Here is a 22,733-nt window from a genome sequence, read left to right as displayed (position 1 = left end):
CCCCCTTAAAGGATCAGCAGAACCATGACGACGAGCGCACTGCTCTCCACAATCTCGACGCCCGCGCCGAGGCAATCGCCCGTCTGCCCGCCAAGACGGTATTTGAGGAAGAGCCACCAGCCGCCACAGGCCAGCGGCACAGCCAGAAGCACCGGTGCAAGGAATACGGGAAGCAGAAGGAGTATCGCCAGAGCGAAGATGGCAGGCCGGTCGATTTCCCAACCGAACCGCTCACCCAAGCCGGCCCCTTCCGTGCCCGGCGGCCGGAGAACGGGCAATACGGCCGACCAGAGCAAGGGCCCGAAACGGGCCCATGCAAGAAGCGGCACGAGCAGCCAGCCATGACCTTCCCGCGCGAGAAGCATCAGGAAGACGAGCTTTGCCATGAGCTGCATCGTCAATGCGATGGCGGCAAAGGACCCGACATGCGGGTCTTTCAACACGCTATGAAAGCGCGAGGGATCGCCATGCGCCGCGCCGAGCGCGTCGACGAGATCGCCCAGCCCGTCAAGGTGCAGACCGCCCGTCACCCATACCCAGAAGAGGAGCGCCAGCACCGCGCCCGCCCACGGGTCAAGATTTGCACCCAGCATGAGGATTGCCGCAAGCATGCCCCCGAGAACCAGACCGACCAGCGGAAAGTAAAGCGAGGAGCGGGAGAGATCGGCCGATGAAAAGTCTTCCGTATGCGGCATGGGGAGCCGCGTCAGAAACTGAAAGGCAAGGATGCTGCCTCTGATATGCCTGCCCACCTTCATCCGCAAAGCCCCGTCAGGGCGGCGCGCCAATCTCCTGTGTCTTCGTCGCGGAAAAAATCGAACTCCAGCATCGCAGCGGGCGGCAAGGCGATGTTCCAGGCCGCCGCCAACGGAATGCCGATGTAAATCTCCAGCATGGCGCGCATGACGCCTGCATGGGTGATCAGCAATACGGAGGCTCCACCACGGGACAGAACACCATCCATCGCCCGGGCGACCCGTTTTGCAAGATCGTTCCAACGCTCTCCATTCGGCGGCGGAAAGCAGTCCGGGTCCTGCCAGAACCGGGACAAGGCGTTTTCATTCTCTTCCCAGATATCCTTGCTGCTGCGACCTTCCCATGCGCCGAAATCGATTTCGCGCAAGCCGGTTTCAAACGCGCAGTCCCCCGGCATCGTTGAGGCAAAATCCCGGCAACGACGGAGGGGCGACGACACGAGACGATCCCAGTGGCGTTCATGGCAGCGATGGCGCATCGCTTCCCACCCGGCCTCCGTCAAAGGCGGGTCGGAGCGGCCGCAGAACCGGCCCTGCATTTCCGTCTCGCCATGGCGGAGTACGGAAAGCCTCATGCCTTGTCCTTCTCGGAGACGCCAGCGCTTTCGAAGGTCGCCATACCGGCATGAAGCGCGCAGGCCAGGCGCAGCAGCGGCAGGGCAACCGCCGCGCCGCTCCCCTCGCCCAGTCGCATGCCGAGATCGAGAAGGGGCGATGCGTTCATCTCGTCCAGCAGGATCCGGTGTCCCGGTTCAGCCGATGCATGCGCGAAGAGGAGCCAGTTTTCCACGCCGGGGTTGATCCGGCCGGCTGCCAGCACCGCGGCGGAACAGATGAACCCGTCGACCAGAACGGGCAGACCGGCCTGCGCCGCGGCGACGAAAGCCCCTGTCAGCGCCGCGATCTCATGCCCGCCGACGCGCATCAATATGTCGAGGGGGTCGCCGCCCTCCGTCAGCCCGTGATGCAGCAGCGCGTCCGACAGCACCCGCGCCTTGTGCGCAACGCCATCCTCCGTCAGGCCGGTGCCGGGCCCGCAGATCTCCGCGACGGAACGTCCCGTCAGCGCGGATGCGACCGCCGCCGCCGAACTCGTATTGCCGATCCCCATTTCACCGAAGACCAGCAGGTCGGCGCCCGCATCCACCGCGCGCCGGACGGCGCGCCGCCCGGCCGCCAGATCGTGCGCCAGCTCCGCATCGCTCATCGCCGGTCCTTTGCGGAAATTGGCCGTGCCGGACGCCTTCTTGTCGAGAACGACGTCTCCCGGCAGATCATCCGCCCGGGATCCTGCGTCGATCACCGAAAGCACGGCGCCCTGCTCCCGCGCCAGCACGGAAATGGCCGCGCCGCCCGCGAGGAAGTTGAGGATCATCTGACCGGTCACCTCGGCCGGGAAAGCCGACACCCCCTCTTCCACGATGCCGTGATCGCCCGCGAACACGATGACATGCGGCGCATCGATCGCGGGGCATTCACGGCCCTGCATGGCGGCAAGCGAGATCGCGGCCTCTTCCAGCCGGCCGAGCGAGCCCGGAGGTTTCGTCAACTGAAGCTGCCGTGCCGATGCCGCCCGCCGGGCCTCCGGGTCCAGCGACCGTACCGGCGCGCTCAACCAGTTATTATTCGGTCCGCCGTCGCCCGTCACGCCGCGCACCATAGGGTCATGCCGGCTTTGCATTCGACGATGCCGCCGCGGAGAATAAGTTCCACCATATGCGTCACCTTCAACGACAGAGAAGGGTCAGCGCATGACGGCGGTCGTGCGTATATTCGCGCACCCGAACGGGATCCGGGCGAGCGGCAATATTGGCGGTGTCGGACATCTTCATGCTCCCTGGGATTGCGCGTCCCGTTGAAGGAAAGTCAGGCAGAATGAAGGGGGGTCTGGCTACGGAACGGAATGCGTTCCGATTACAGTGGCGCGACCGCGCCGGAATTGCACCGGCTTCCCCGCTCATCGATGAAGCGCAAAGCTATTCAGCGTCTGCCATGAAGTCAATCGGACACAAGACTAGTAGGAAACCGTCAGCCTGAAACCGAAGAGCTGATCGTCCTCGGTGTCGATTCCCGCTCCGGCCAATTGCCGGCCATAGCTTGCCTGCAAGGTCGCATACTCGCTCCAGCGATAGGCCATACCGACACCGACGCTCGCCAGCGCCTGCCGTTTCTCCTCGCCCGGCGCTGCATGCTGCAGGAAGGCCTCGCCCTGGTCGAAAAAAACAAAGACGTCCAGTTCATCCTGAAGCCCCGCATCGGCGAGCGGCGACATGAGCGGTGCATGAAACTCCAGCGACGTCCGATAACCATGATCGCCCAGCACCTCGCTTTCGCGGAAGGCACGAACCGTGCGGACACCGCCGAGTGCGAACTGCTCGCTGGGAAGCAGGTTGGCGGACGCAAGCTGGCCGGCAAGACGGCCCTTCATCCAGAAACCGGCAAACAGACGCTGGTCGCGAACGAGAGCGAGTTTGGCGTAGGCATATTCGGCGTCGGCGCCTATGCGCCCCGCGCTTGTCGCAGACGGTCGATAGTCACGGTCGTCATTGAAGGCGGAGAGCCCGCCGGGACTTGCATAGACCTCGATATTGCCGGCCGTCACGCCCCAGCTGTCGGGCCGGCTCCCCGACCAGTCGAAAACGGCCTGCACGATATCGGTCGAGGAGGAGGAGACGGACGTCCCGCCGAAAGCAAGATCATTGTCGGTCCGCTTGAAATCGCCGCCCAGAGCAATTTCATGTGACATTCCTCCGTAAACGGGAAGCGGCACGACGTAGCGGCCGCTCACCTGCCATGACCGGCCATCGGATGTCAGCGGCGTTCCGAAATTCGGGTGCACTTCCGAATAGTAGCCGAAAAACGACAGCTCATGCCGCCATGGCAAGGGCGCGGTATAGCTGAAGGAATGCGCGAAATAACGCGGGTCGTCGGAGGTCGTGCCATGCGGGAACGCGCCCTCGGTGAACAGATCGGAATCCGTCGTTGCCTGGTAGGAAAGGACGTGGCCGAGGCCGAACAGGTCGCCCAGATTGAAACCGGCGAAGAACCTTTCCCATCCCGTCGAACGCGAACCGGTATTGTCCGCGCCGGCATAGACGCGCCATGGCCGCTTGTCCTGCGTATCGAGCACGATATCCGTTTCGCCGAACGCATCGCCCCTTTCCAGCACCAGACGCACCTTGCGAAACGGGTTCCGGTTGAGCCATCTGAGATCGTCCACCAGCGCACCGGCATCGATGGGCTGCCCGGGCTCGCTACGGATCTCCGCGACAAGGCGCTCATCCGGCACGTGGCGGTTGCCTTCGCTGCGCACCTCGCCAAGGCGGAACTCCAGCACCGCGACCTGCACGGTTCCCGACGTGATGTCCTGTTCGGGGATCAGCACATCGACAAGAGGACGGCCCGCCGCCCGGTAAACCTTGACGATGGCGGCCGATATACGATCGAGTTCCGCCAGCGTCACAGGCCGACCGAGAAATGGGTCGAGCGACCTGCCTAAAGGAGGATGGCCGGACGGCAGGTGTGACACGTCAATTCCGTCGCCGGGCGCGCCTGCCGCCGCGATGTCGTCGAGCGAGCCGAGAAGGACCAGCCCGTTCAACTTCGCGACCAGCACCGTTTCGTCGTCCGACGTTTTCAGCTCGCCCGACGGCAATGCCGGTTCTTCTTCAAAAAGGGGTGGAACATCCGGCGCAATCCGTTCGTACTCGTCAGCGGCACGGGCCTCGAACCCGGCCAGACCTGCCATCAGGACACAGGACGTCAAAACCGACTTTTTCATCTTGATCTTATTCTCCGTCCTGTTCGCCGAGCCCGGAGGCGTATGCGAAAAACCCGTTTCCGGTCCTGCTCATGAGACTGATCGGGACGACGCCGTTCCTGTAGCCGAGAGGCATGCCGTTGAAGGTCATATGGGCCTGCGGCGTCCCGCCACCTCCGGCATCTGCGAAACCGCCACTTCCGAACTGGCCGGAGAAAATCGAACCGCTATCTTCGGGACCCTGGACCGCGACAGGCCGCGTCAGAACGTCGAAGGTTTCCGTAAATGCATCGTTGGAGGGGTTGACCGGACGGACCAGCACCACCAGCACGCCGTCGACATATGTGATGGCGTAGTTCGTGGAGGTAAGCCCCGAAGGTCTGATCGTGTAGTCGCCGGGCGGCGACCCGGCATCGGCCGAACTGGCAAACAGCAGCGAGCCCGATAGCGACGAAACGTCGTCACCGGCCAGAAACCCGTCGAAACTGGCTGTGAAGACAGGGTCCGCCTCGCCCTCCAGGCGCGAAGCGTCATCCGCCGTCACCGTCAGCAATTTCGGATCGACGGTGAGCGTGCCATCCAGGAAGGTGAGATCGTAATTCGCATTCGTCCCGTCGACTTCGATGGCGTAAGTCCCGGCGTCGCTGCCGGTATCCGCCGCCGTCGTCAAGCCGAGATCGGCCAGCGCATCGCCCAGCGTTGCATGATGCGCGGCCAGACCGCCGCTGGTGATGGAGGCCGAGAAGGCCGGGTTGGCATCGCCATAGGTCTTGGAGGCATTGTCCGCCGTCACCGTCAGGGATTTCGGATCGACGGTGAGTGTGCCGTCCAGGAAAGTGAGGGCGTAATTCGTATTCGTTCCCTCGACTTCGATGGCGTAAGTCCCGGCATCGCTGTCGGTATCCGCCGCCGTCGTGAAGCCGAGATCGGCCAGCGCATCGCCCAGCGTCGCATGATGCGCGGCCAGACCGCCGCTGGTGATGGAGGCCGAAAAGACCGGGTTGGCATCGCCATAGGTCTTGGACGCATCATCCGCCGTCACCGTCAGCAATTTCGGATCGACGGTAAGCGTACCGTCCAGGAAAGTGAGGGCGTAATTCGCGTTCGTCCCCTCGACTTCGATGGCGTAAGTCCCGGCATCGCTCGCGGCCCCCGCCGTCGTCGTGAAACCGAGATCGGCCAGCGCATCGCCCAGCGTCGCGTGATGTGCGGCAAGCCCACCGCCGGTGATGGAGGCGGAGAAGGTCGGGTTGGCATCGCCATAGGTCTTGGACGCATTGTCCGCCGTGACTTCCAGCACACGCTGCGTAACCGTCAGGGTTCCGGTAGCCGGAAGCACCTGAAACGAGTAGCCCAGCGTTGAACTCGCTCCGGACATATCGACATTGATTGCATAATCGCCGACATCGGATTGCTCCGTGGCGGTTGTCGACAGCCCCACGGTCCCGGACAGAGCTTCCGACAGGCTGTCGCCCGCGACGAGACCGTTCGTATCCACCGTGTAAGTGAAGGCCGGATTGTCGTCGCCATAGGCTCTCGATACGTCGTCCGCGTACAGGGTCAGAACCGGAGCATATGTGTAGAAGAAGAAATCGCCCGATTCCGAGATCGTCGACGGTGGATTGACCGAGTAGCTTCGCGCATAGCGCCGCACACCGGAAAGCCCGTCCACATCGTCGGTGAGCGGCGAAACCGAGTAGACAAGATAACGTCCGGTTCCCGCGTCCAGCGCCGCCGCGCCAGCCTCATTCGTGAAGCTGCTCGCGGCAATCACGAGTTCGCCGTCAGCCGTCAGGCTCCCGCCGCTTTTAATCGTGAAGTCGTTGTCCGTCAGAAGGCTGGCCGCCCCGACGCCGGACAGGTCGATCGCATCCGTCACATCGATGTCAGCCTGAGAGGCCGACCTGTCCCCGATGAAGAGTTCGTTCGCGACGATCCGTGCGATTTCGGCTTGGCTGAGTTCGATGGTCGAGACGGCATCGTCGGTAGTCGAACCCAGGTCGACCGCCTCATGGCCCGGTCCCTGAATGTGAACGCTACCTGTCGTCGCAGAGACATTCCCATCCAGTTTCATGCGCGGCGCGAGAAGCGAAAGCCCGGGTGCTCCGCCACCCACTACCGAAACGGTTCGTCCCGTCGCGATTTGCAGCGTGCCTTCGCCATCCCCATCCGCGTCGGCGCCGAGCAACAGATTACCAGCAACGGAGAGATCGCGATCCACCGTCAGATGCCGCGTCGCCCGAAAGGCCACGCTTCCATTGAAAACCGGCGATTCAGGGCCGAAATAACCCGCATCCAGCGTCAGATCGCCGCCGGAGGTGATGCCGGCACCGTCTGCGAATGTGACGGCGCCGGAAAGATCGCCATCTCCATCGGGGTTCAGCGTGACGGCGCCATTTTCGGATTCGAAGATACCGTTGAACTGAATGCCGTTCGAAGCCTGGAACACAATCTCGGTGGTAATATTCGCCGTCTGCGCGGCAGACATGGCACCGACCGTCAGGACGGTTGTATCGGTGGCATCGCCATAGACGAGACGCGGCGCGCTGACGAGCGCGGCGCTCGGCGCGGTGAGGGCACCCGGGCTGTAGTTGCTGATATTCACCGTCCCGACAGTTGCCTGGAGCGAGCTATTGGTGAAGTAGTTGAAGCTATTCGTGCGCAGGTAGAGATCGCCCTGCGTGGACCGGACGTAATAGCCATAGGTGTAAAGGCGAAGTTGCGGAGAAACGAGCGTCACATCGCCTTTGGCCGACAGCGGATTGGATATCGCGAGATCGTTGTAGCCGCCCGCGGAATTTTCGATGAAAAGAGCGGTTTCGATATTGGCAAATCCGCCGTAAATCGTGATCCCGCCATTGGCGTAGAAATGGATTTCGTCGGAAATGCCGACACCCCAGTTCTGCTGATCCGCCGAATCGTAAGCCGAGAAGTATTTGTAAGTGCCCTTCTTCTTCTGCTGGTTGATATGAAGGTTGGCCGCCGACACTTTGGAAAGGTCGTCCGAGAACAGATAAAGATAGTCGTTATGTATACCGATCGTACCGCGCCGCGCGAGCGCGATATGGCCGCCATGAGAAAGGTCGATGAAAACATCACCCGCCCCTGCATCCAGCACCGTAGCGGAGAGAGAGGGACCGTAGATATTAAGGCCCTGCGTTTCGATGCGGACATCGCCGCCACCCGACACGACACTGCCGCCATTCGCAATCGAAAAGACACCCGTACCGCTCGCAATACCCTGGCCGTTCGCATCGTCGTCGGCGCGCAGGAAGATATCGCCTCCGCCGCTGTCGACCGCCCCCGTCGCCGCCACGTCGATATTGTTGTTCGCCACAGCGTTGAACGCCGCACCTCCGGTTTCGATACTATCGGAAACGGTAATGTCGTTGCCCGCCTGTAGCGTCACGCCCAATGGGCGGTTGGTATCGTCTGTGCCTATGGCCGCGTTGACCTCGATATCGTTCTCCGCGTTCAGCGTGAGGGTCGTCGATCCGCTGCCGCCGGCTTTCGTCACCGCCGCCTCGACAGTTATGTTGCCGCTGCCGTTCCCGGACGGATTTACGGTCGTGATGGTCACATTGTTGGTTTCCAGAAGCGACGCGAGGGTTCCCGCTTCGATTTCCGATGCGTCCACCGACTCCTGTTCGGCATAACCGTAATCGCCCGAAAGCGCGCCTTCCGTCGCATTGCCGGTAATCGTGTCGACGATGGAGATATCTGTGGGGTCGAGCAGCAACCTACCTCCACCCGTATCGACGGTGCCGGCGAAGGAGAGCGTCTTCTTGCCTGAAACCTCTACGCGACCGCCCTGCCCCGCATCGCCGCCACGCGCGGTCACATGTCCTGCGAAGTCGGTACGCCCATCGGCCCAGAGCACGGCTTCGCCGCCGCTCCCCGTTGCGCCGGCGACGTCGATCTCGGCACCGGATGCCACGGACAGTGTTTCGGCATTGCGGATATCCGGATCGCCGCCCTGCCATCCGCCGCCGAGATTCACCGTGCCGCCGTCTTCGGCGCCCCTTGCATCGATGCGCGCCTGCGCGCCGAGGGCCACATACGCGCCTTCCGCCACGATATGCCCGCCGTCCCCCGCCTCGCCGCTTGCGTCGATGCGGCTGTTGATCTCTACGCGCCCCGCGGCGCGCAGGAGCACCCGCCCTCCTTCATGCGTCGCAGAGCTAGCCCGGATGGCGCCGTCCGTGTTTCCCGCAAGGGCATAGACATTCCCGCCAGCCGATTCCAGCCGTGCGACCGTTGCCTTGATAAACCCCTTGTTCTCAACATTGCCGGAACGGCTCACCCGCACGGCGATATCCGCCCCCTCGCCCATATCGGAAAGTTCGACATGATGCGCGGCCGCCATTGCAACCCTGCCGCCTGCGGAGATTTCGCCTTCGTTTCGGACGCTATGAGCCGCCAGAACGACATCGCCGCTACTCGCGGCGATCTTGCCGAGATTGACCACCGGCGCTTCGGACTGACCGGACAATGACAATGCGCCATCCGACATGAAGGCGGTTTCGTCGGCATCGAGCGTGGTGGCGGCGAAACTGCCGCCGGTCCTCACGCTTCCCCCGGGGCCGACCACGACCCCGTTCGGGTTCATCAGATAGAGAGATCCGGTCGCCGACAGCTTTCCGTCGATGCGGGATTCCACACCGCCCGTCACCTTGTTCAGGGTTGCTCCCGCACCATTGTTGAAATGAACGGAGCCCGAGGCCCCGACGGAAAAGTCGCGCCAGGTCATGACGGCATTGACGCTGCTCTGATTGATCGTCAGGGACCCGCCGTCGCGCCGGATTTCACCTCCGCCTGCGGAAAAAGCCCCGCCCACGGGCAGCACTGGCCCGTCCGCATGGGCCGCGGCGACTCCTACCGTGGTCAGACAGGTACAGCCGAGCAGAAATTCCTTGAACATATGATTGCCCCTTCTTCACGTAGCACGAACCACCCGCCCCCCACCGGATGGCCGTTCGGATGAGATGCGCGGCACCCGCCCACCTTCTTCCGAACGAGGTTCATTTCCGGTGGATTTGCGTTCGCCTGTTGATGGCAGAATGTCTCTGCACTGACCGTTGCGATGTACAAATTGTCGCACTCGCGCCAACCGCCACAGGAAATCTGCCATTCGGCATAAACTGCCCGAACATGGGTACCCACCTTTCTACCCAATCGGCGCGGTCCGGTATGGTCCGGCCATTCGACGCCTGTCATCGGGGGAAATAAGGGCACTCGCGACGGTGCTTGTCTATTTGGGCTGAGGACATATGACTTTAGTCATAGGTCGCCCATTGACGCGCCATCACACAACGCAGGACAATCGAAACCTTCCGATCTTGAAGATGCGTGACACCTAAATCAGAGATCCCCGTCATGAGAATTCTCATCGCCGACGATCATGAGCTTTTCCGGGACGGGCTCCGCCTTATTGTGGAGGATACGTTTGCTGGCGCCGAAATCCGGGAGGCGGAGAATTTCACCAGCGCCCTGTCTTTGATCGATCGCCAGGGAGACATAGACCTCGCCCTGGTGGATTTCGGTATGCCGGGACTGGACGGTTTCAACGGCATCACCACGTTGCGGACGAAACTTCCCAGCACACCCATCGTCGTCGTGTCCGGCCGGGAAGACAGGGAGACGATCTACGACACGTTGCGCGCGGGCGCATCCGGCTACATTCCCAAAAGCGCGTCCCGCGCTCGAATCGCCGGCATCCTCGAAACGGTCTTCGAAGGCGGCATCCATTTTCCCGAAGACGTGCTCGATACGCTGCACTCGCGCGAGGAACCGGCACAGACGCGCGAAAGCATCATCGCCGCGCTGACGCCCCGCCAACTCGAAGTTCTGGCGCTTGTCTGCAAGGGACAATCGAACAAGGAAATCGCCGCCGCGCTCGAACTGACCGAGGGAACCGTCAAGGTACATCTCGGCGCCATCTTCCGCGCGCTGCGCGTCACAAACCGGACGAGCGCCGCCATGCTGTGCGCAAGCGTGGGGATGGAAGAAAGTCCCCACCCGTTCGCTTCGGCCTGACCCACCGCCATGACCGTGCATGAACCCCCGCGAGCGCCCGCCGCCCCGTTTCGTTCGGCCCTCCTCGCCCTTTCCGGGATAGACCCCCGAAACGAAGCGAACTGGCGGCTGTTTACCGACCGTGTCGACCTTCTTTACCAGCAGGCACTGCCCGGGCTTATCGTGCATGCGGTCGTCATCACCGCCACGACCTATTCCATGTCGCTTGCGCCGAACGCCGGAGATGAAGTCTTCGTTTGGGGAGGCGTCATGATCGTGCTCGGCCTCCTGCGAGTGGCCGTCATTCTGCATTTCCGCAAGAGCCCCGCTCTGACGGCCGATCCGCTCGGTTCCTTGGCGGCGTTCTATCTCGTCATCGGGCTGACAGGTATCGGATGGGGCATTGGCGGGGTCTTCATTCTGCCAGCCGGTGCCCTGCCGCAGCAGGTCTTCTTCATCATGATGCTGAGCGGCACCGCGGCCGGCACCGTCGCGACGCTGGCGCCGTTCCTCTCCGCCCAGCTTCTCGCAATGGCGACATCCGTTGTCCCTCTTATGATCAGGTTCGCCCTTGAAGGCGGATCGGACCAGCTTCTGATGTCCGGCGCGCTGCTTCTATTCATCCTGGCCATGGTCGCGACGGGTCGTAACACGCATCTGGCGATCGTCAACGGATTGCGGCTGCGCCAGGAAAATTTCGACCTGCTCGAAGACCTACGCAAAAAGAGCGATGCCCTCGAACTCTCATCCCGGGTGAAAACAAGATTTCTCGCCGCGGCCAGCCATGACCTTCGCCAGCCCCTGCATGCGCTTCGCCTCCAGTCGGAGTCTCTTGCGATACGTGCCGAGAGCGATCCGCGCATCCAATCCGTAACGGACCGGATCGGGCGGTCGGTAGGGGCCATGGAGCGGCTCCTCAACAGTCTGCTGGACATTTCGCGGCTGGATGCCGGCGTGGTTGAGCCTCATATCGCGACCTTCCGCATCGACAGTGTGTTGAGAACATTAGACGACGAGTTTCGCGCAGCCGCTGCGGTGGCCGGATGCGATCTGCGTATCGTGTCCTGCTCCACGGCCGTCAGCACCGACGCCACCCTGCTGGAGACGATCCTTCGCAATCTTTTGTCCAACGCCATTCGGCATGCCCCGGGGGCGAAAATTCTTCTCGGATGCCTGCATCGCGACAGCAATCTGCGGTTGGTTGTCATGGATAGCGGGGCCGGCATACCATCGGACCAGAAGGAACGTGTATTCGAGGAATTCTTCCAGATAGACAATCCGGCACGCGACCGGAACCGGGGGCTGGGGCTCGGCCTTTCCATCGTGAAGCGGTTGACCGATTTACTCCGGCTTCCCCTCGGCTTTCATTCCATAGAGGGACACGGGACATGTTTTTCGGTGGATATTCCCGTCGGTCCTCAGATTGTGACGTCCGGGGACAGTTCCGATTTTGTCACCCGGGGCGAGCGCGGAACCGGGCGGAGAGAAGGGTACAGGGTCTGGATCATAGACGACGACGAACAGGGACGGGTTTCACTGGCCGATGTCGTCGAAAACTGGGGATATACGCCCGAGACCGCAGCCGGTTTCCGGACATTGCTGGACGACGAGAGGATATCGAGCATCATGCCGCATGCCCTTCTCGTCGATTATCGTCTGGAAGGCTCCGAGAGCGGGCTGGACGCCATTCGCGAAATCCGGCGTTTCTTCGGCGCAGACACGCTCCCGGCGATTATCGTCACAGGGGATACCGCGCCAGGCCGGCTCAAAGCGCTTCAGTCGAGCGGGGTACATGTGCTGCATAAACCCGTTCCCCCCGGCCGCCTGCGTACCCTGCTCGCAACGCTGATGAAAGAGAGCGATACCCTGTTCCAGAAATACGCGACACATATCGAGAACGGGTCCTGACGCAGGACGCTGCTTCCGGCTCAATACATCAGACGCGGAACAGGCACCTCTCGCTTCGGCTTCAACACATATCAATGCTGAAAATGCCTTACCGGCATTTTCCTGTTTTCATAAAAATGTGACTTAAAGATACCAGTCGTATTCCAGAGCGGATATCTCGCTGTTGAACTTGTCGTACTCCAGGATTTTCGTTTCGGCGTAGACATCGACATATTCCGCACCGAAATATTCCCGCATCGGGTCCGAATTGCGCAGGCGTTTCAATGCGCTCGGCAGGTAGAAGGGAATATTCTCGTCCACCACGTCGCAGGCATTTCCTTCCGCCGGAGCGCCCGGGTCGCATTGATTGACGATGCCGTGGTGAATGCCTGCCAGAATGGCCGCGACGACGAGATAGGGATTGGCGTCCGCGCCCGTCACGCGATGTTCTATGCGGCGCGCATGCGCCGGTCCGTTCGGCACGCGGAAGGCGACGGAACGGTTGTTGTATCCCCAGCTTGCATTTACCGGCACGAAAAGGTTCGGCCCGAAGCGGCGATACGAGTTGAGGTTCGGCGCGAAGACCGCCATGGAATCCGGCAACAGCGCCTGCACCCCGCCAATGGCGTGGCGCAGCATATCGGATCCGTCATCCGCGCCGTTGTCGAAGACATTGTTGCCCTGCTCGTCCTGCACGGAGACATGGACATGCATGCCGTTGCCGGTCTGGTCGGGGAAGGGCTTGGCCATGAAGCTCGACACGAAGCCGTGCTTGCGCGTGATGGCGCCGATGAGATTGCGCAGCATCACCGCGTGGTCGCAGGCGACGAGCACATCGCTTTCATGGTTCAGGTTGATTTCGTACTGGCCGGGCGCGAACTCCGCCGTCGCGCCGGACGCCGGCACGCCCTGCGCGGCGGCCGCCTCGTCGATCTCCTTCAAGAGCCCCATGAAGCCGTCGAGTTCGGTGATGCCATAGACCTCGTTCGCGGTTTCGCGCATCCCCGTCGCCGGATTGATCGGCGGCTGCGGTCTGCCCTTCGCATCGTTGTTCTTGTCGAGCACATAGAATTCGAACTCGCAGGCGATGGTCGCATGGAGACCGAGTTCGGCGAGCTTGTCCTTCACCCGGGCAAGCACGTTGCGCGGCTCCAGCCAGAGCGGCGATCCGTCCTTGCCTTGCATGGTCATCAGCACCTGGGCCTGTTTCATCGACGCCCAGGGCACCGGCACGATGGAGCCGGACAGCGGAAAGCTTTCCGCATCGGGGTCCCCGTCGGAAAAGCCCATGCCGAGAATGTCCTCGTTCACCCCCGTCACATCGAAGAAATAGATGGATTGCGGCATCTGGATGCCGCCGGTGAAAACCTTCTCCGCTTCTTCGGATGGAAAGCGTTTGCCGCGGACGGTGCCGCACATATCGACGAAGATGGCGTCGAGATAGTCGATCTCGCCATTCTCCTGAACGAATCTTTCGTATTCGGCCAGTGTCGCGTGGGCCGGGGCGGACGTCTTCTTGCGATCACTCATGAAAAACCCAAGGGTCAGAGGTCAGTCCAGCGATAGTAGCTGAGAGCCCCCCTGAGATACCAGCGCCGCAATGCCGCAAAGGGAATGGCCCCCGGTTCGCCCCGGAAAGGCGCCGGCAAATCCGCCTCTTCGGCGGTCCCGACAATGAGCCGGGCGGCCATGCGGCCCGCCCAGGGGGCTGCGGACACCCCGTCGCCATGATAGGCAAGCACCGCCAGCGCCGTCCGGTCGTCCTCCATGAAGGCGATGGACGGCGTCAGGCGGCGCGTCATGCAAACGAAACCGCGCCAGTAATGGGTGGTTTCGACCGCCGCCCATGCCGGAAAGACCTCGCCGAGACGCCTTTCCATCCAGCGACGCATGGCGGCCCCGTCCTCGGGCCTGCCCGTCAGGTCGCCCCGCGCGCCGAAGAGGAAACGCTTGTCCGGCAACATGCGGTAGTAAAAAAGCAGGTTCCGCGTGTTGGAACAGGGCCGCTCCGTCCGCCATTTCTGCGCCAGCCTTTCGCCCTCGGCAAGGGGACGGGTGACGACGATGTTGGACAGAACCGGCACCACCCGCCTTTCAAGGCGTCGATCGAGGGCCGGACGGAGAAACCCATTGGTCGCGGCGATCACCTTGCGGGCGCGCAACGTGCCGCCTTCGGTCGCCAGGTGATGCCAGCCGCCATGCCGCTCCCAGCTTTCGACATGGCTGTTGCCGTGCAGTTTCGCGCCGTGTCGAGCCGCCGCCGCGGCAAGCCCCCGGGCAAAGCGCATGGGGTGCAGCCCGAAACCGACGGGGTTGAAGGCGGCGCCGAATTGTTCGGTGGAGTCGTACTGGCTGGCGGCCACTTCTTCCCGGCGCATCAGCCTTGCCTGAACGCCAAAGCTGTCGCGCCAGAGGCGGACTTCCTCTTCCAGTTGCTGAAAACGCTTTTCGTCATGCGCGACATGCAGTGTGCCGTCGCCTTGCGGGCGGTAATCGATCCCCTCGTCCCGCGCCAGCGCCTGGATGAGGTCCACCGCCTCGATTTGCGAGGAGATAAAACGCCGGGTCTCCGGCTTTCCGAAACGCGAGATCAACTCGCCAAGCCCGAGCCCGCTGGGCTGCAAGGTGCAAAAGCCGCCATTCCGGCCGGAGGCACCCCAGCCCAGCGGTCCGGCCTCAAGCAAGCGCACATCGACATGATGATCGCGGGCAAGATGCAGCGCTGCGGAAAGCCCGGTATAGCCGCCGCCGATTATGGCGACCTCGCACGTCGCCTCCCCTTCGCGGAAAGCACCCCGGTCAACGCCCGCCGCCAGCGGCGGGGCATCCTCTTCCCAAAAACTTCCCACCGGAACGGCGGGATCGTACATGCTCGAATGATACCAGCTCATCGCCCGGAGCTTAGCGCAGGCGCAAGAGCCCGTCCCGCATCAACTTGCGGAAAAAAAAGCCATCAGCGATCGTCGTCGTCATCGTCCCGGTTCCAGCGGTGATGGCGTTCTTCGCCGATCTTTTCGGCCACATGACGTCGCTGCTCCGGCGTCATCTTTTCGAGTGTGTCGATGAAAGAAGCCTGCCCGATCCGGCGCACCTCATCCATCGGCGCGTCTATTCCCGCCATGGCGGCGCGCACCTTGTCGGGATCGAACGGATCGGCGCCGATCGCGTCCGCCAGCGCCTTGCGCCCACTTCCCGCCTTGCGCAGGAAGGGCCTCATCTCGCGAAAACTGTCGCGCATGGACTGGCGCAACATCTTGCGGTCTTCGGGCGGCAGTTCCCGCAAGGCCGCGAAAATGCCGTGGCGAGACCCGCTCTCGCGAAACCCGCCGTCATGAGGCCCCGGCCATCCGTGGAAGACGAGCGGCGTCGCGATGAGCGCGATCAAAAAGATATTGAGCGCGGCGGAGGCGAGAAAGGCGGGCCCGAGCCATCGCCGCTGTTTCGGCGCGGAACCGGAATCGGTCTGCGGGTTCATATCGCTCATTGAGTCCATTCCTCGATATAGCCCGAATCGGCCAGTGCAATCGCGATCAGCTGGTCGTCAGTGGAATCCGCCGTCTCGGTGGCGGTTATCGCCACGCCGTTATTCGTCGCGATGGGGCTGATGCCGGTGGAGGTGCCGAGTGCAATCCCGAGCACCAGCGAGGCCGCCAGTGCGCCCGCCGGAAATGCGGAAGAGCCATAAGGCCAAAGCGCGGCGGCGAAACCGCGCAGGCTGCCGCCCTTCTTCCTCATCCCGCCGGATGCGCGCCTAGCGCCCGTCAATTCCCTCGGCAATTCTCTGGGGCGCGCGGCCATCAGCCGTTCAACCAGCTCCGCGGACGGCTTCTCGACAGGCGCCGCGTTCAAAAGCGCATCCAGCTCCCGCGCCTCCTCCAGCAGCCGCCTTGCCTCGTCGGAGGCGGCGATCAGCTCGTGCGCCGCCTGCCGTTCGCCGGCGGGCCAGCCCGCCTCGTCCGCGCCATAGGCGGCGAGCAAGCTATCGAGGCGTTCCAATGTCATCGGTCCAGCGTTCATCATTTCAGTATCCCGTGGGCGGCCTGCTTCTCAGGCGCCTGTGTTCATTTTACGGAGCAACTCATCCTTTTCCGTCGCCAGCGCCGCCTTCAGCGCGCGACGCGCTCGGCCCAGCAGCGATTCCACCGCTTCGACGGTCACATCCATCACCTGCGCGGCCTCGATATTGGTGAGGCCCTGATAATGCGACAATGTGATCGCGAGGCGCTGGCGCGGCGGCAATTGCTGCAATGCCGCTTCCACGCGCCGGGCGACATCCTTCTGTGCCATCGCCTCATAGGGGGTCGGGTCTTCGCTGGCGGGTTCGGGGATCGCGTCCAGGTCGTCCATGCCCTGCTTGCGCAGCCGGTCGAGACAGAGATTGGTTCCGACCCGGTGCAGCCAGGTGGAAAACTGCGCCCGGCCCGGCTCCCACTTTTCCGCATGCTTCCAGACCCGCAGGAACACTTCCTGCGCAATTTCTTCCGCATCGTCCTGATTGCCGAGCATGCGCCGGGCAAGCGCCACCACCCGGCCGAGATGGCGCTTCATCAGTTCGCGGCACGCGTCTTCGTCGCCCTTTGCGACGGCGGCCACCAGCTCGTCGTCCGGAATTCCGTCCAAACGCGGTCTTCCCCCTTCCAGGCGCCCGGCAGGACCGCCTTGCGCAGATATGACGAAAAGGTGCGGGCTTGCGCCCGCACCTCGCGGCGTTCCTACCGGGTGCCGCTCTTTAAGCTTACCCCGATTTGCCGTTTCAGGCATGACTGCCCCGCCCGGGCATGTCAGCCACGCTTGCCGAAGCCGTGGCGGCCTTCGCCACGCTCGACCTTGCCGTCGTCATTCCGGTCCATATAACCGAACATCTTTTCGGTCCGGGCCTGAAACTCGGCCAGCGTCACGCTGCCATTGCCGTCGGCGTCAAGCATCTTGAAGTGCGCCTCGCGGCGACCTTCCCGGCCCTTCGACCATGCAGCCTTGCGCTCTTCCCTGGAGAGGTAGCCGTCACCGTCGCCATCCAGCGCCTTGAAGCGTTCGGTCCCGAAAGCGCCGGCTTCTTCCTTCGTGATGACGCCGTCGTCGTTCGTATCGGCTTTGGCGAGACGCTTCATGAAGGGACGGTCGCTCTTCAGTTCGATCTTGCCGTCGTCGTCACGGTCGAACCGCTTGAACATCTTTTCGCCGCCCGCGTTGAATTCAGCCAGCGACACCTTGCCGTCCTTGTCGGTATCGGCCCTGCCGAAACGAGGTCCGTCGCCGCGTTTCCCGTGCTTGCCGTGATGGCCATAGTCGCCACCGCGGTGATACTTGCTGAAGTCGCGGTCATCGGAACGCTTCATGCGCTTCTCGGCGGCTTCCTCCATTTCCTCGCGCGTGACCGAACCGTCATCGTTGAGGTCCAGCCGCTCGAACCGCTTGCCGGCCATTTCCTTGCGCCGTTCGGCGCGCATCTTCTGGCGGGCTTCGCTCATCTCTTCCTGCGTAAGGGAACCGTTCCCGTCGAGGTCGAGCTTCGCAAACATGTCGGCGCTCTTCGCCTTCGCTTCTTCGAGCGTGATCGCGCCGTCGCCATTCGTATCGGCTTTCTGGAACATGCCGCCGTGATGGTCGCCATGCGGGCCTTTGCCCATGCCGGTCGTCGCCGCCAGGGCCGGAACCGCCAGCGCAAGCGTCAGCGCGCCGATTGCGGTGAAAGTGAGCTTCTTCATTTCATAGCCTTTCGTCAGTTCGCCGTACCCCGGTGAGCCAACATTTTTTCGGGTCGCCCCGGGGACCGGCCGCCGGGAGTTATGAAATTCCGGCCGCCGATCTCCGCGGGAAAGGAACCGCAAGACCCGCTAGGCCAGGGGGGAGGGGCCGAACGCCGTCTCGCCGTTCCTGCCTTCATAAACGGGGGAGGCACGGCGTTCCGTCGCATGAAGCGAAGATTTTTTCGGGATCAGCGCTTTGCCGGGAGCGGACGGATCCGGGCGGGCAGTTTTTCGCGCCATACGGCCAGTTCGCGCCGGATTTCCGTCTCGACGGTGAGGCCGCCCGAGGCACAGGCCGCCGCTTCCACCGTGGCTATGGCGAGATACTGGCCGGTCTCGGGCATGAAGGCGATGCTGGTGCAGACGCCGACCTGATGCTCGCCCTTGCAGACGATGGCGAATGTCAGGTCCCGTGCATCGTCCACCGCCAATGCCACGATCCGGCGGGCGGCGGATTGCACGGCCATGCGCCGCAGCGCAGCGCGGCCGTTGAAGACGGGCTTGCCGAAATCGACATCCGTCTCGCCGGGCATTTCATAAGGCGTTCGCACATGATCGCCCGACACGGCGGAAAGCGCGCCGAGATAGTCCGCCCCCATGCGCGGGCATCCCCGGTCGATCCGCACAAGGTTCCGTGTCCTTTCGCCGATCGCCTGAAGACCGGCCTCGCGGCCCGCCTGCATGAGATGACGCCAGAGCGGGACCGCGTCGTCCTCTTCCGGCCAGAACTCGAAGACATCGCCGACATGGCGCAGGACCGCCACCGGCATGCCCATCAGATCGCGTGTCTGGGCATGGCCCGCCTGCAGCAGGCGCACGGGATCGAAACCGGCTTCCTCCAGCACCGCCTCGGCCAGCGGCCCCGCCAGCTCGATACCGGCACTTTCCGCGCTGACGTCCTCGGCATGGACCTGGAAGCCCGTCGAATTGCGCCGAAGCCATGACAGCACTTCTTCTTCCGTGAACAGACGGTATTCGGTCGCACCGATACGGGCCAGTTCCCCCTCGCCCACCAACTGTCCGTTTTCATCGCAAAATGCGACCGGACCGAAATGCCCCTCTTCGAGGGTGGAAATATCCGATGTCACGAGCCGGTTCAGACAATCCATGGCTTCGCGGCCCGCGATGCGATAGCGGAAACGCGGCGAAATATCGGCCAGCGTCGCGCGGTGGTAGCGCGCGAAGACTTCCGTTTCCGGCGTATCGAGGTGACCGGCTATGGTGAAGCCGTTGCGTTCGACCCAGTCGTTTGTCCGGCTTTCCGCCGCCACTTCGCTGTGGAGCGGAGTCATGCGCAGATGCCGCCTGAAGGGGAGATCGCCGCTCATGCGCGCCCTCCCCGGCTCTCGGCTTCCAGAACGGTTTCTGCCGCGAACTTGCCCGGCAGGCCGGTTACGCCGCCACCGGGATGGCAGCCCGCGCCGCAAAGATAAAGACCGCTCACCGGCGTTGCATATCCGGCCAGCTCCGGCTCTGGCCTTAGCCCCAGCAGGTCGAACGGATTGAGCCCGCCCTGATGCCAGTCACCGCCCCGGATGCCGTATTTCGTTTCGAGATCGGGCGGTGTCAGCACTTCGCCGGCCAGAATGTAGTCGGTCGCATCCGGCGCATAACGGCACACGGTACGAATGGCGCGCTGCACGAATTCCTCGCGCCGCGCGTCCCAGCCGCCTTCGACCTCATAGGGCACCTGATGCACGAGGATCGACATGATGTGATGACCGCTCGGCGCAAGCTCCGCGTCGTGGCATGTTGGCATCACGATTTCCATGACGGGATCGAGCGGCAGCGCGCCTGCCCGGGCGCTCAGCGCGGATTCCTCCACTTCGTCCAGCGAAGGCGCGATGACGATGCGCCCGCCCACCTGTTCCGGCGTCAGGCCGCGAAAGCCCGGCATGCCGTCCAGCGCCAGATTGATCTTGGCCGTCGCCCCGCCCGCCTTGCCAAGCGACAGGCGATCCGCCAGATCCGCTTCCAGGTATCGCGCCCCGACGAGACGCAACAGCGTTTCGCGCGGCGCCGCGCCGGAGAGGACCACCGGGGCCGACACCTCGATACCATTGTCGAGGACGACGCCACAGGCCGTTGCCCCGTCCATGAGGATGCGGCTTGCGCGCGCTTCCGCCCAGACTTCGCCGCGCTGACCTTCGATCAGCGCCACAAGCGTTTCAGCAAGCGCGCCCATGCCGCCTCTGGGAATGGCGACGCCGCTTTTCGCCTTCAAGGCATGGCGATAGATGAGACGGAAAGCCGTCCCCGCGTCATAGGGTGCATCGGTGGAACCGAGCGTCGCATCGAAGGCGACGAGCCCGCCCAGAAGCGGTGCCTCCAGTTCCTCATGCACCCAGTCGGAAATGCTCTTGGCCGCCAGCGACAGAAAGGCCTCCCGCGCCCGCTCGCCCGAGGCTTCGGCGAACATGGCACGCGCCATCAGCTTGCCGCGCGCGGCGGAGGACGCGGCGACCAGCGGCGGACGGTTGAGCAGGGGCGAAAGCCATGCCGCACTGTTTTCGAGCTTGCGCGCAAAGCCCGTCCATTTCGCGCCGTCCTGTCCGCGGGCGGAAAGGAAGGCTTCGTCGTCTTTCGCCTTGCCCGTCAGCACGAGATGGCGGCCGTCGGGATCGAGCGCCACGGTGGGCAGGCCAGAGGCCGCATAGGCAAAGCCGTGCCGCGCGAGCTTGAGGTCCTTCACGACGCTATCGGAAAGGCCGTCCATCAGATGCGAGACGGCGGGCAATGTGTATTTGTGCTGAAGCTCGGCGGCCAGGGCGCCGCCGCCGACGATACCGCCTGCCTCCAGCACGAGAACGCGCTTGCCCGCCCGGCCGAGATAGGCTGCGGCGACGAGCCCGTTATGGCCGCCCCCGATCACGATCGCGTCATATGCCTGCCGGTCGCCGGTCATGCGCCCTGCCTCCGCTTCATGGAGGCAAGGATGGCCGCGGCGGTGTTGGCGCCCGCGCGGGCGGGCAGCAGCGCGCCCGGATGCGTGCTCTGCGAGCAGAGGTAGAAATTCCTGAGCGGCGTCGCATAGCCGCCGCCCGGCGCGCCAAAGGGCGTCGGGCGGTTGAAGAACATCTGATCGAGCGTCATTTCGCCCTGATCGAGATCGCCGGAGGTGAGGCCGGTTTCGTTTTCGACTTCATGCGGCAGCCATGTCTCCTGCGCGCGCACGATCTCGCGCAGGCCGGGCATGACCGCTTCGAGCTTCTCCAGCACGGCCGCGGTCAGGCAGTCCTTCTTTTCGTCCGTCCAGGGGCCGTCATGCGGCGTTTCCGGCACCCAGTTCACCAGCACCGACATGACGTGTTTTCCGGGCGGCGCCAGCGCGGGATCGACAATGCTCGGCAGAAAGACGGAAAGCGACGGGTCTTCCGGCACCACATTCATGTGCCAGCGCGCATGCGCCTTGTCCTGTTCGGCCAGCCCGCCCATCAGGCGCAGGCCGCCCGCCAGCGCCGGACAGTCGCGGGGCACGCCTGCTATACGGGGCAGCCGATCCAGCGCGAGGTTGAGTTTCGCGGTCGCGCCCTTCATGCGGAAACGGCCCGCCGCCTCCACGAGATCGCCCGGCAGGTCCTTCCACTGGAAGAGCCCCAGTATCGTGCGCTTGAAATCGAGATCGGAAACGATGACGGAGGCGGCGATTTCCTGTCCGTCGGCAAGCAACACGCCGCGCACCTGCCGGTCGCGCAGCTTCACATCCGTCACTTCCGCTTCCATGCGGAGTTCACCGCCCGCTCCTTCGACGATGCCGGCAAGGCATTTCACCAGGGCATCCGTGCCGCCCACCGGCAGCAGAAGACGCGGGCTTCCCTCCGTCGCATCCGCACCGGTCCGGAGGAAGGGCACCAGCAGGCGCCAGGCGCTCATCGGCGAGGACGGCCCCACCGTCGCCCCGGCAAGCGCGGCGCCTGCCAGATGCGCCTTCACCAGCGGCGAGGTGAAATAGCGGTCCAGAATGGTGGCGATGCTTTCCGTCCAGATGTCGAGCTTGGCGGCCATATCGTTGCGCGGCCAGGCGGCCAGTTCGCTTGCAAAGCCCAGACGGCGGCCGAAGGCGGCCAGTCCCGCTTCGCCGGGCTGCGGAGAGGCCATGGCCAGCGAAGGCGACACGGCGTCCGCCAGCCTCAGCATGTCCCGGCGGTAGCGGCGCCACGCATCGCCGTCCTCACGGGCATGACGGGCAAACTCGGCGCGTTGCGCCGTGCCCGATCCCAGCGAGGCCGTCCATTCATCGGGGCCGAGCCAGCCGATGCCCGCATCCACGGCGCGCACCCTGAGGCCGGCTTCCGCCAGGCCGAGACCGGCATAGGTTTCGGGATCGATGACGGCGCCGCGCAGCGACCAGGCAGGGCCCGTAAAGCCCGGCGCGATTACGCGCATGGCCGCGGTGCCGCCCGCTCGCCCATTGCGATCGAGCACCAGCACCTTCAACCCGGCGCGGGCGAGATGAGCCGCGGCTGTGAGACCGTTCAGACCCGCCCCTATGACGATCGCATCATGACGCTCCATCGCGTCACCACCCCACTCATGCTCCGTCTCGCCGCGTCCATTACCTAACTGAAA

General features: G+C 63.6%; 16 protein-coding genes and 1 riboswitch. Of the genes, 2 read left to right on the top strand and 14 right to left on the bottom strand.

Annotated elements, in window-relative coordinates; translation table 11 throughout:
- Window positions 1-5 precede the first annotated feature (5 nt).
- The 5 genes from FHS78_RS11105 to FHS78_RS11085 form a co-directional block, all read right to left on the bottom strand.
- On the bottom strand, window positions 6-758 hold the full coding sequence (locus tag FHS78_RS11105; RefSeq protein ID WP_281356646.1) for an adenosylcobinamide-GDP ribazoletransferase: 753 nt from the start codon (window positions 756-758) through the stop codon (window positions 6-8).
- Window positions 755-1,330, bottom strand: coding sequence for a histidine phosphatase family protein (locus FHS78_RS11100; protein ID WP_281356645.1), 576 nt, complete (start codon window positions 1,328-1,330; stop codon window positions 755-757). Before FHS78_RS11100 ends, FHS78_RS11105 begins: the two co-directional genes overlap by 4 nt.
- Entirely contained in the window at window positions 1,327-2,436 is a 1,110-nt protein-coding gene (gene cobT, locus FHS78_RS11095) for a nicotinate-nucleotide--dimethylbenzimidazole phosphoribosyltransferase (protein WP_246220455.1), read from the bottom strand. Before cobT ends, FHS78_RS11100 begins: the two co-directional genes overlap by 4 nt.
- Before the next feature lie 180 nt (window positions 2,437-2,616).
- Window positions 2,617-2,750, bottom strand: a riboswitch (cobalamin riboswitch).
- A 19-nt stretch (window positions 2,751-2,769) separates the two neighbouring features.
- The gene (locus FHS78_RS11090) at window positions 2,770-4,536 is read right to left on the bottom strand and encodes a ShlB/FhaC/HecB family hemolysin secretion/activation protein (protein ID WP_167094204.1); all 1,767 of its coding nucleotides are present in this window, start codon (window positions 4,534-4,536) and stop codon (window positions 2,770-2,772) included.
- A 7-nt stretch (window positions 4,537-4,543) separates the two neighbouring features.
- A complete protein-coding gene (locus FHS78_RS11085; protein ID WP_167094202.1) occupies window positions 4,544-9,436 on the bottom strand; it encodes an MBG domain-containing protein in 4,893 nt (1,630 codons plus the stop codon).
- A gap of 455 nt (window positions 9,437-9,891) precedes the next feature.
- Here FHS78_RS11085 and FHS78_RS11080 point away from each other — a divergent pair, with 455 nt between their 5' ends.
- Both FHS78_RS11080 and FHS78_RS11075 read left to right on the top strand, forming a co-directional pair.
- Window positions 9,892-10,551 (top strand): response regulator transcription factor, encoded by a 660-nt coding sequence (locus tag FHS78_RS11080; protein WP_167094200.1) that lies wholly within the window; start codon window positions 9,892-9,894, stop codon window positions 10,549-10,551.
- Window positions 10,552-10,560: 9 nt separating this feature from the next.
- Entirely contained in the window at window positions 10,561-12,438 is a 1,878-nt protein-coding gene (locus FHS78_RS11075; RefSeq protein WP_167094198.1) for an ATP-binding response regulator, read from the top strand.
- A gap of 123 nt (window positions 12,439-12,561) precedes the next feature.
- Here FHS78_RS11075 and FHS78_RS11070 read toward each other — a convergent pair whose 3' ends face one another.
- From FHS78_RS11070 to FHS78_RS11030, 9 genes are all read right to left on the bottom strand, one after another.
- On the bottom strand, window positions 12,562-13,947 hold the full coding sequence (locus FHS78_RS11070; protein WP_167094196.1) for a glutamine synthetase family protein: 1,386 nt from the start codon (window positions 13,945-13,947) through the stop codon (window positions 12,562-12,564).
- A 14-nt stretch (window positions 13,948-13,961) separates the two neighbouring features.
- A complete protein-coding gene (locus FHS78_RS11065) occupies window positions 13,962-15,308 on the bottom strand; it encodes an NAD(P)/FAD-dependent oxidoreductase (RefSeq protein ID WP_167094194.1) in 1,347 nt (448 codons plus the stop codon).
- Window positions 15,309-15,370: 62 nt separating this feature from the next.
- A complete protein-coding gene (locus tag FHS78_RS11060; protein WP_167094192.1) occupies window positions 15,371-15,901 on the bottom strand; it encodes a periplasmic heavy metal sensor in 531 nt (176 codons plus the stop codon).
- On the bottom strand, window positions 15,898-16,437 hold the full coding sequence (locus FHS78_RS11055; protein ID WP_167094190.1) for a hypothetical protein: 540 nt from the start codon (window positions 16,435-16,437) through the stop codon (window positions 15,898-15,900). Before FHS78_RS11055 ends, FHS78_RS11060 begins: the two co-directional genes overlap by 4 nt.
- A gap of 27 nt (window positions 16,438-16,464) precedes the next feature.
- Window positions 16,465-17,037 (bottom strand): RNA polymerase sigma factor, encoded by a 573-nt coding sequence (locus FHS78_RS11050; RefSeq protein ID WP_246220454.1) that lies wholly within the window; start codon window positions 17,035-17,037, stop codon window positions 16,465-16,467.
- A gap of 161 nt (window positions 17,038-17,198) precedes the next feature.
- On the bottom strand, window positions 17,199-18,122 hold the full coding sequence (locus FHS78_RS11045; protein ID WP_167094186.1) for an EF-hand domain-containing protein: 924 nt from the start codon (window positions 18,120-18,122) through the stop codon (window positions 17,199-17,201).
- Window positions 18,123-18,352: 230 nt separating this feature from the next.
- Window positions 18,353-19,492: an aminomethyl transferase family protein gene (locus FHS78_RS11040; RefSeq protein WP_167094184.1), complete on the bottom strand. Its 1,140-nt coding sequence runs from the start codon at window positions 19,490-19,492 to the stop codon at window positions 18,353-18,355.
- The gene (locus FHS78_RS11035; protein ID WP_167094182.1) at window positions 19,489-21,069 is read right to left on the bottom strand and encodes a phytoene desaturase family protein; all 1,581 of its coding nucleotides are present in this window, start codon (window positions 21,067-21,069) and stop codon (window positions 19,489-19,491) included. Before FHS78_RS11035 ends, FHS78_RS11040 begins: the two co-directional genes overlap by 4 nt.
- Window positions 21,066-22,679, bottom strand: a complete 1,614-nt coding sequence (locus FHS78_RS11030) for a phytoene desaturase family protein (RefSeq protein ID WP_167094180.1) — start codon at window positions 22,677-22,679, stop codon at window positions 21,066-21,068. The genes FHS78_RS11035 and FHS78_RS11030 overlap by 4 nt, the downstream gene beginning before the upstream one ends.
- Between the last annotated feature and the right edge of the window lie 54 nt (window positions 22,680-22,733).

Origin of the sequence: Parvibaculum indicum (genome assembly GCF_011762095.1) — a bacterium.
Classification (GTDB): Bacteria; Pseudomonadota; Alphaproteobacteria; order Parvibaculales; family Parvibaculaceae; genus Parvibaculum; species Parvibaculum indicum.
This window is presented reverse-complemented; position numbering and strand designations above follow the sequence as displayed.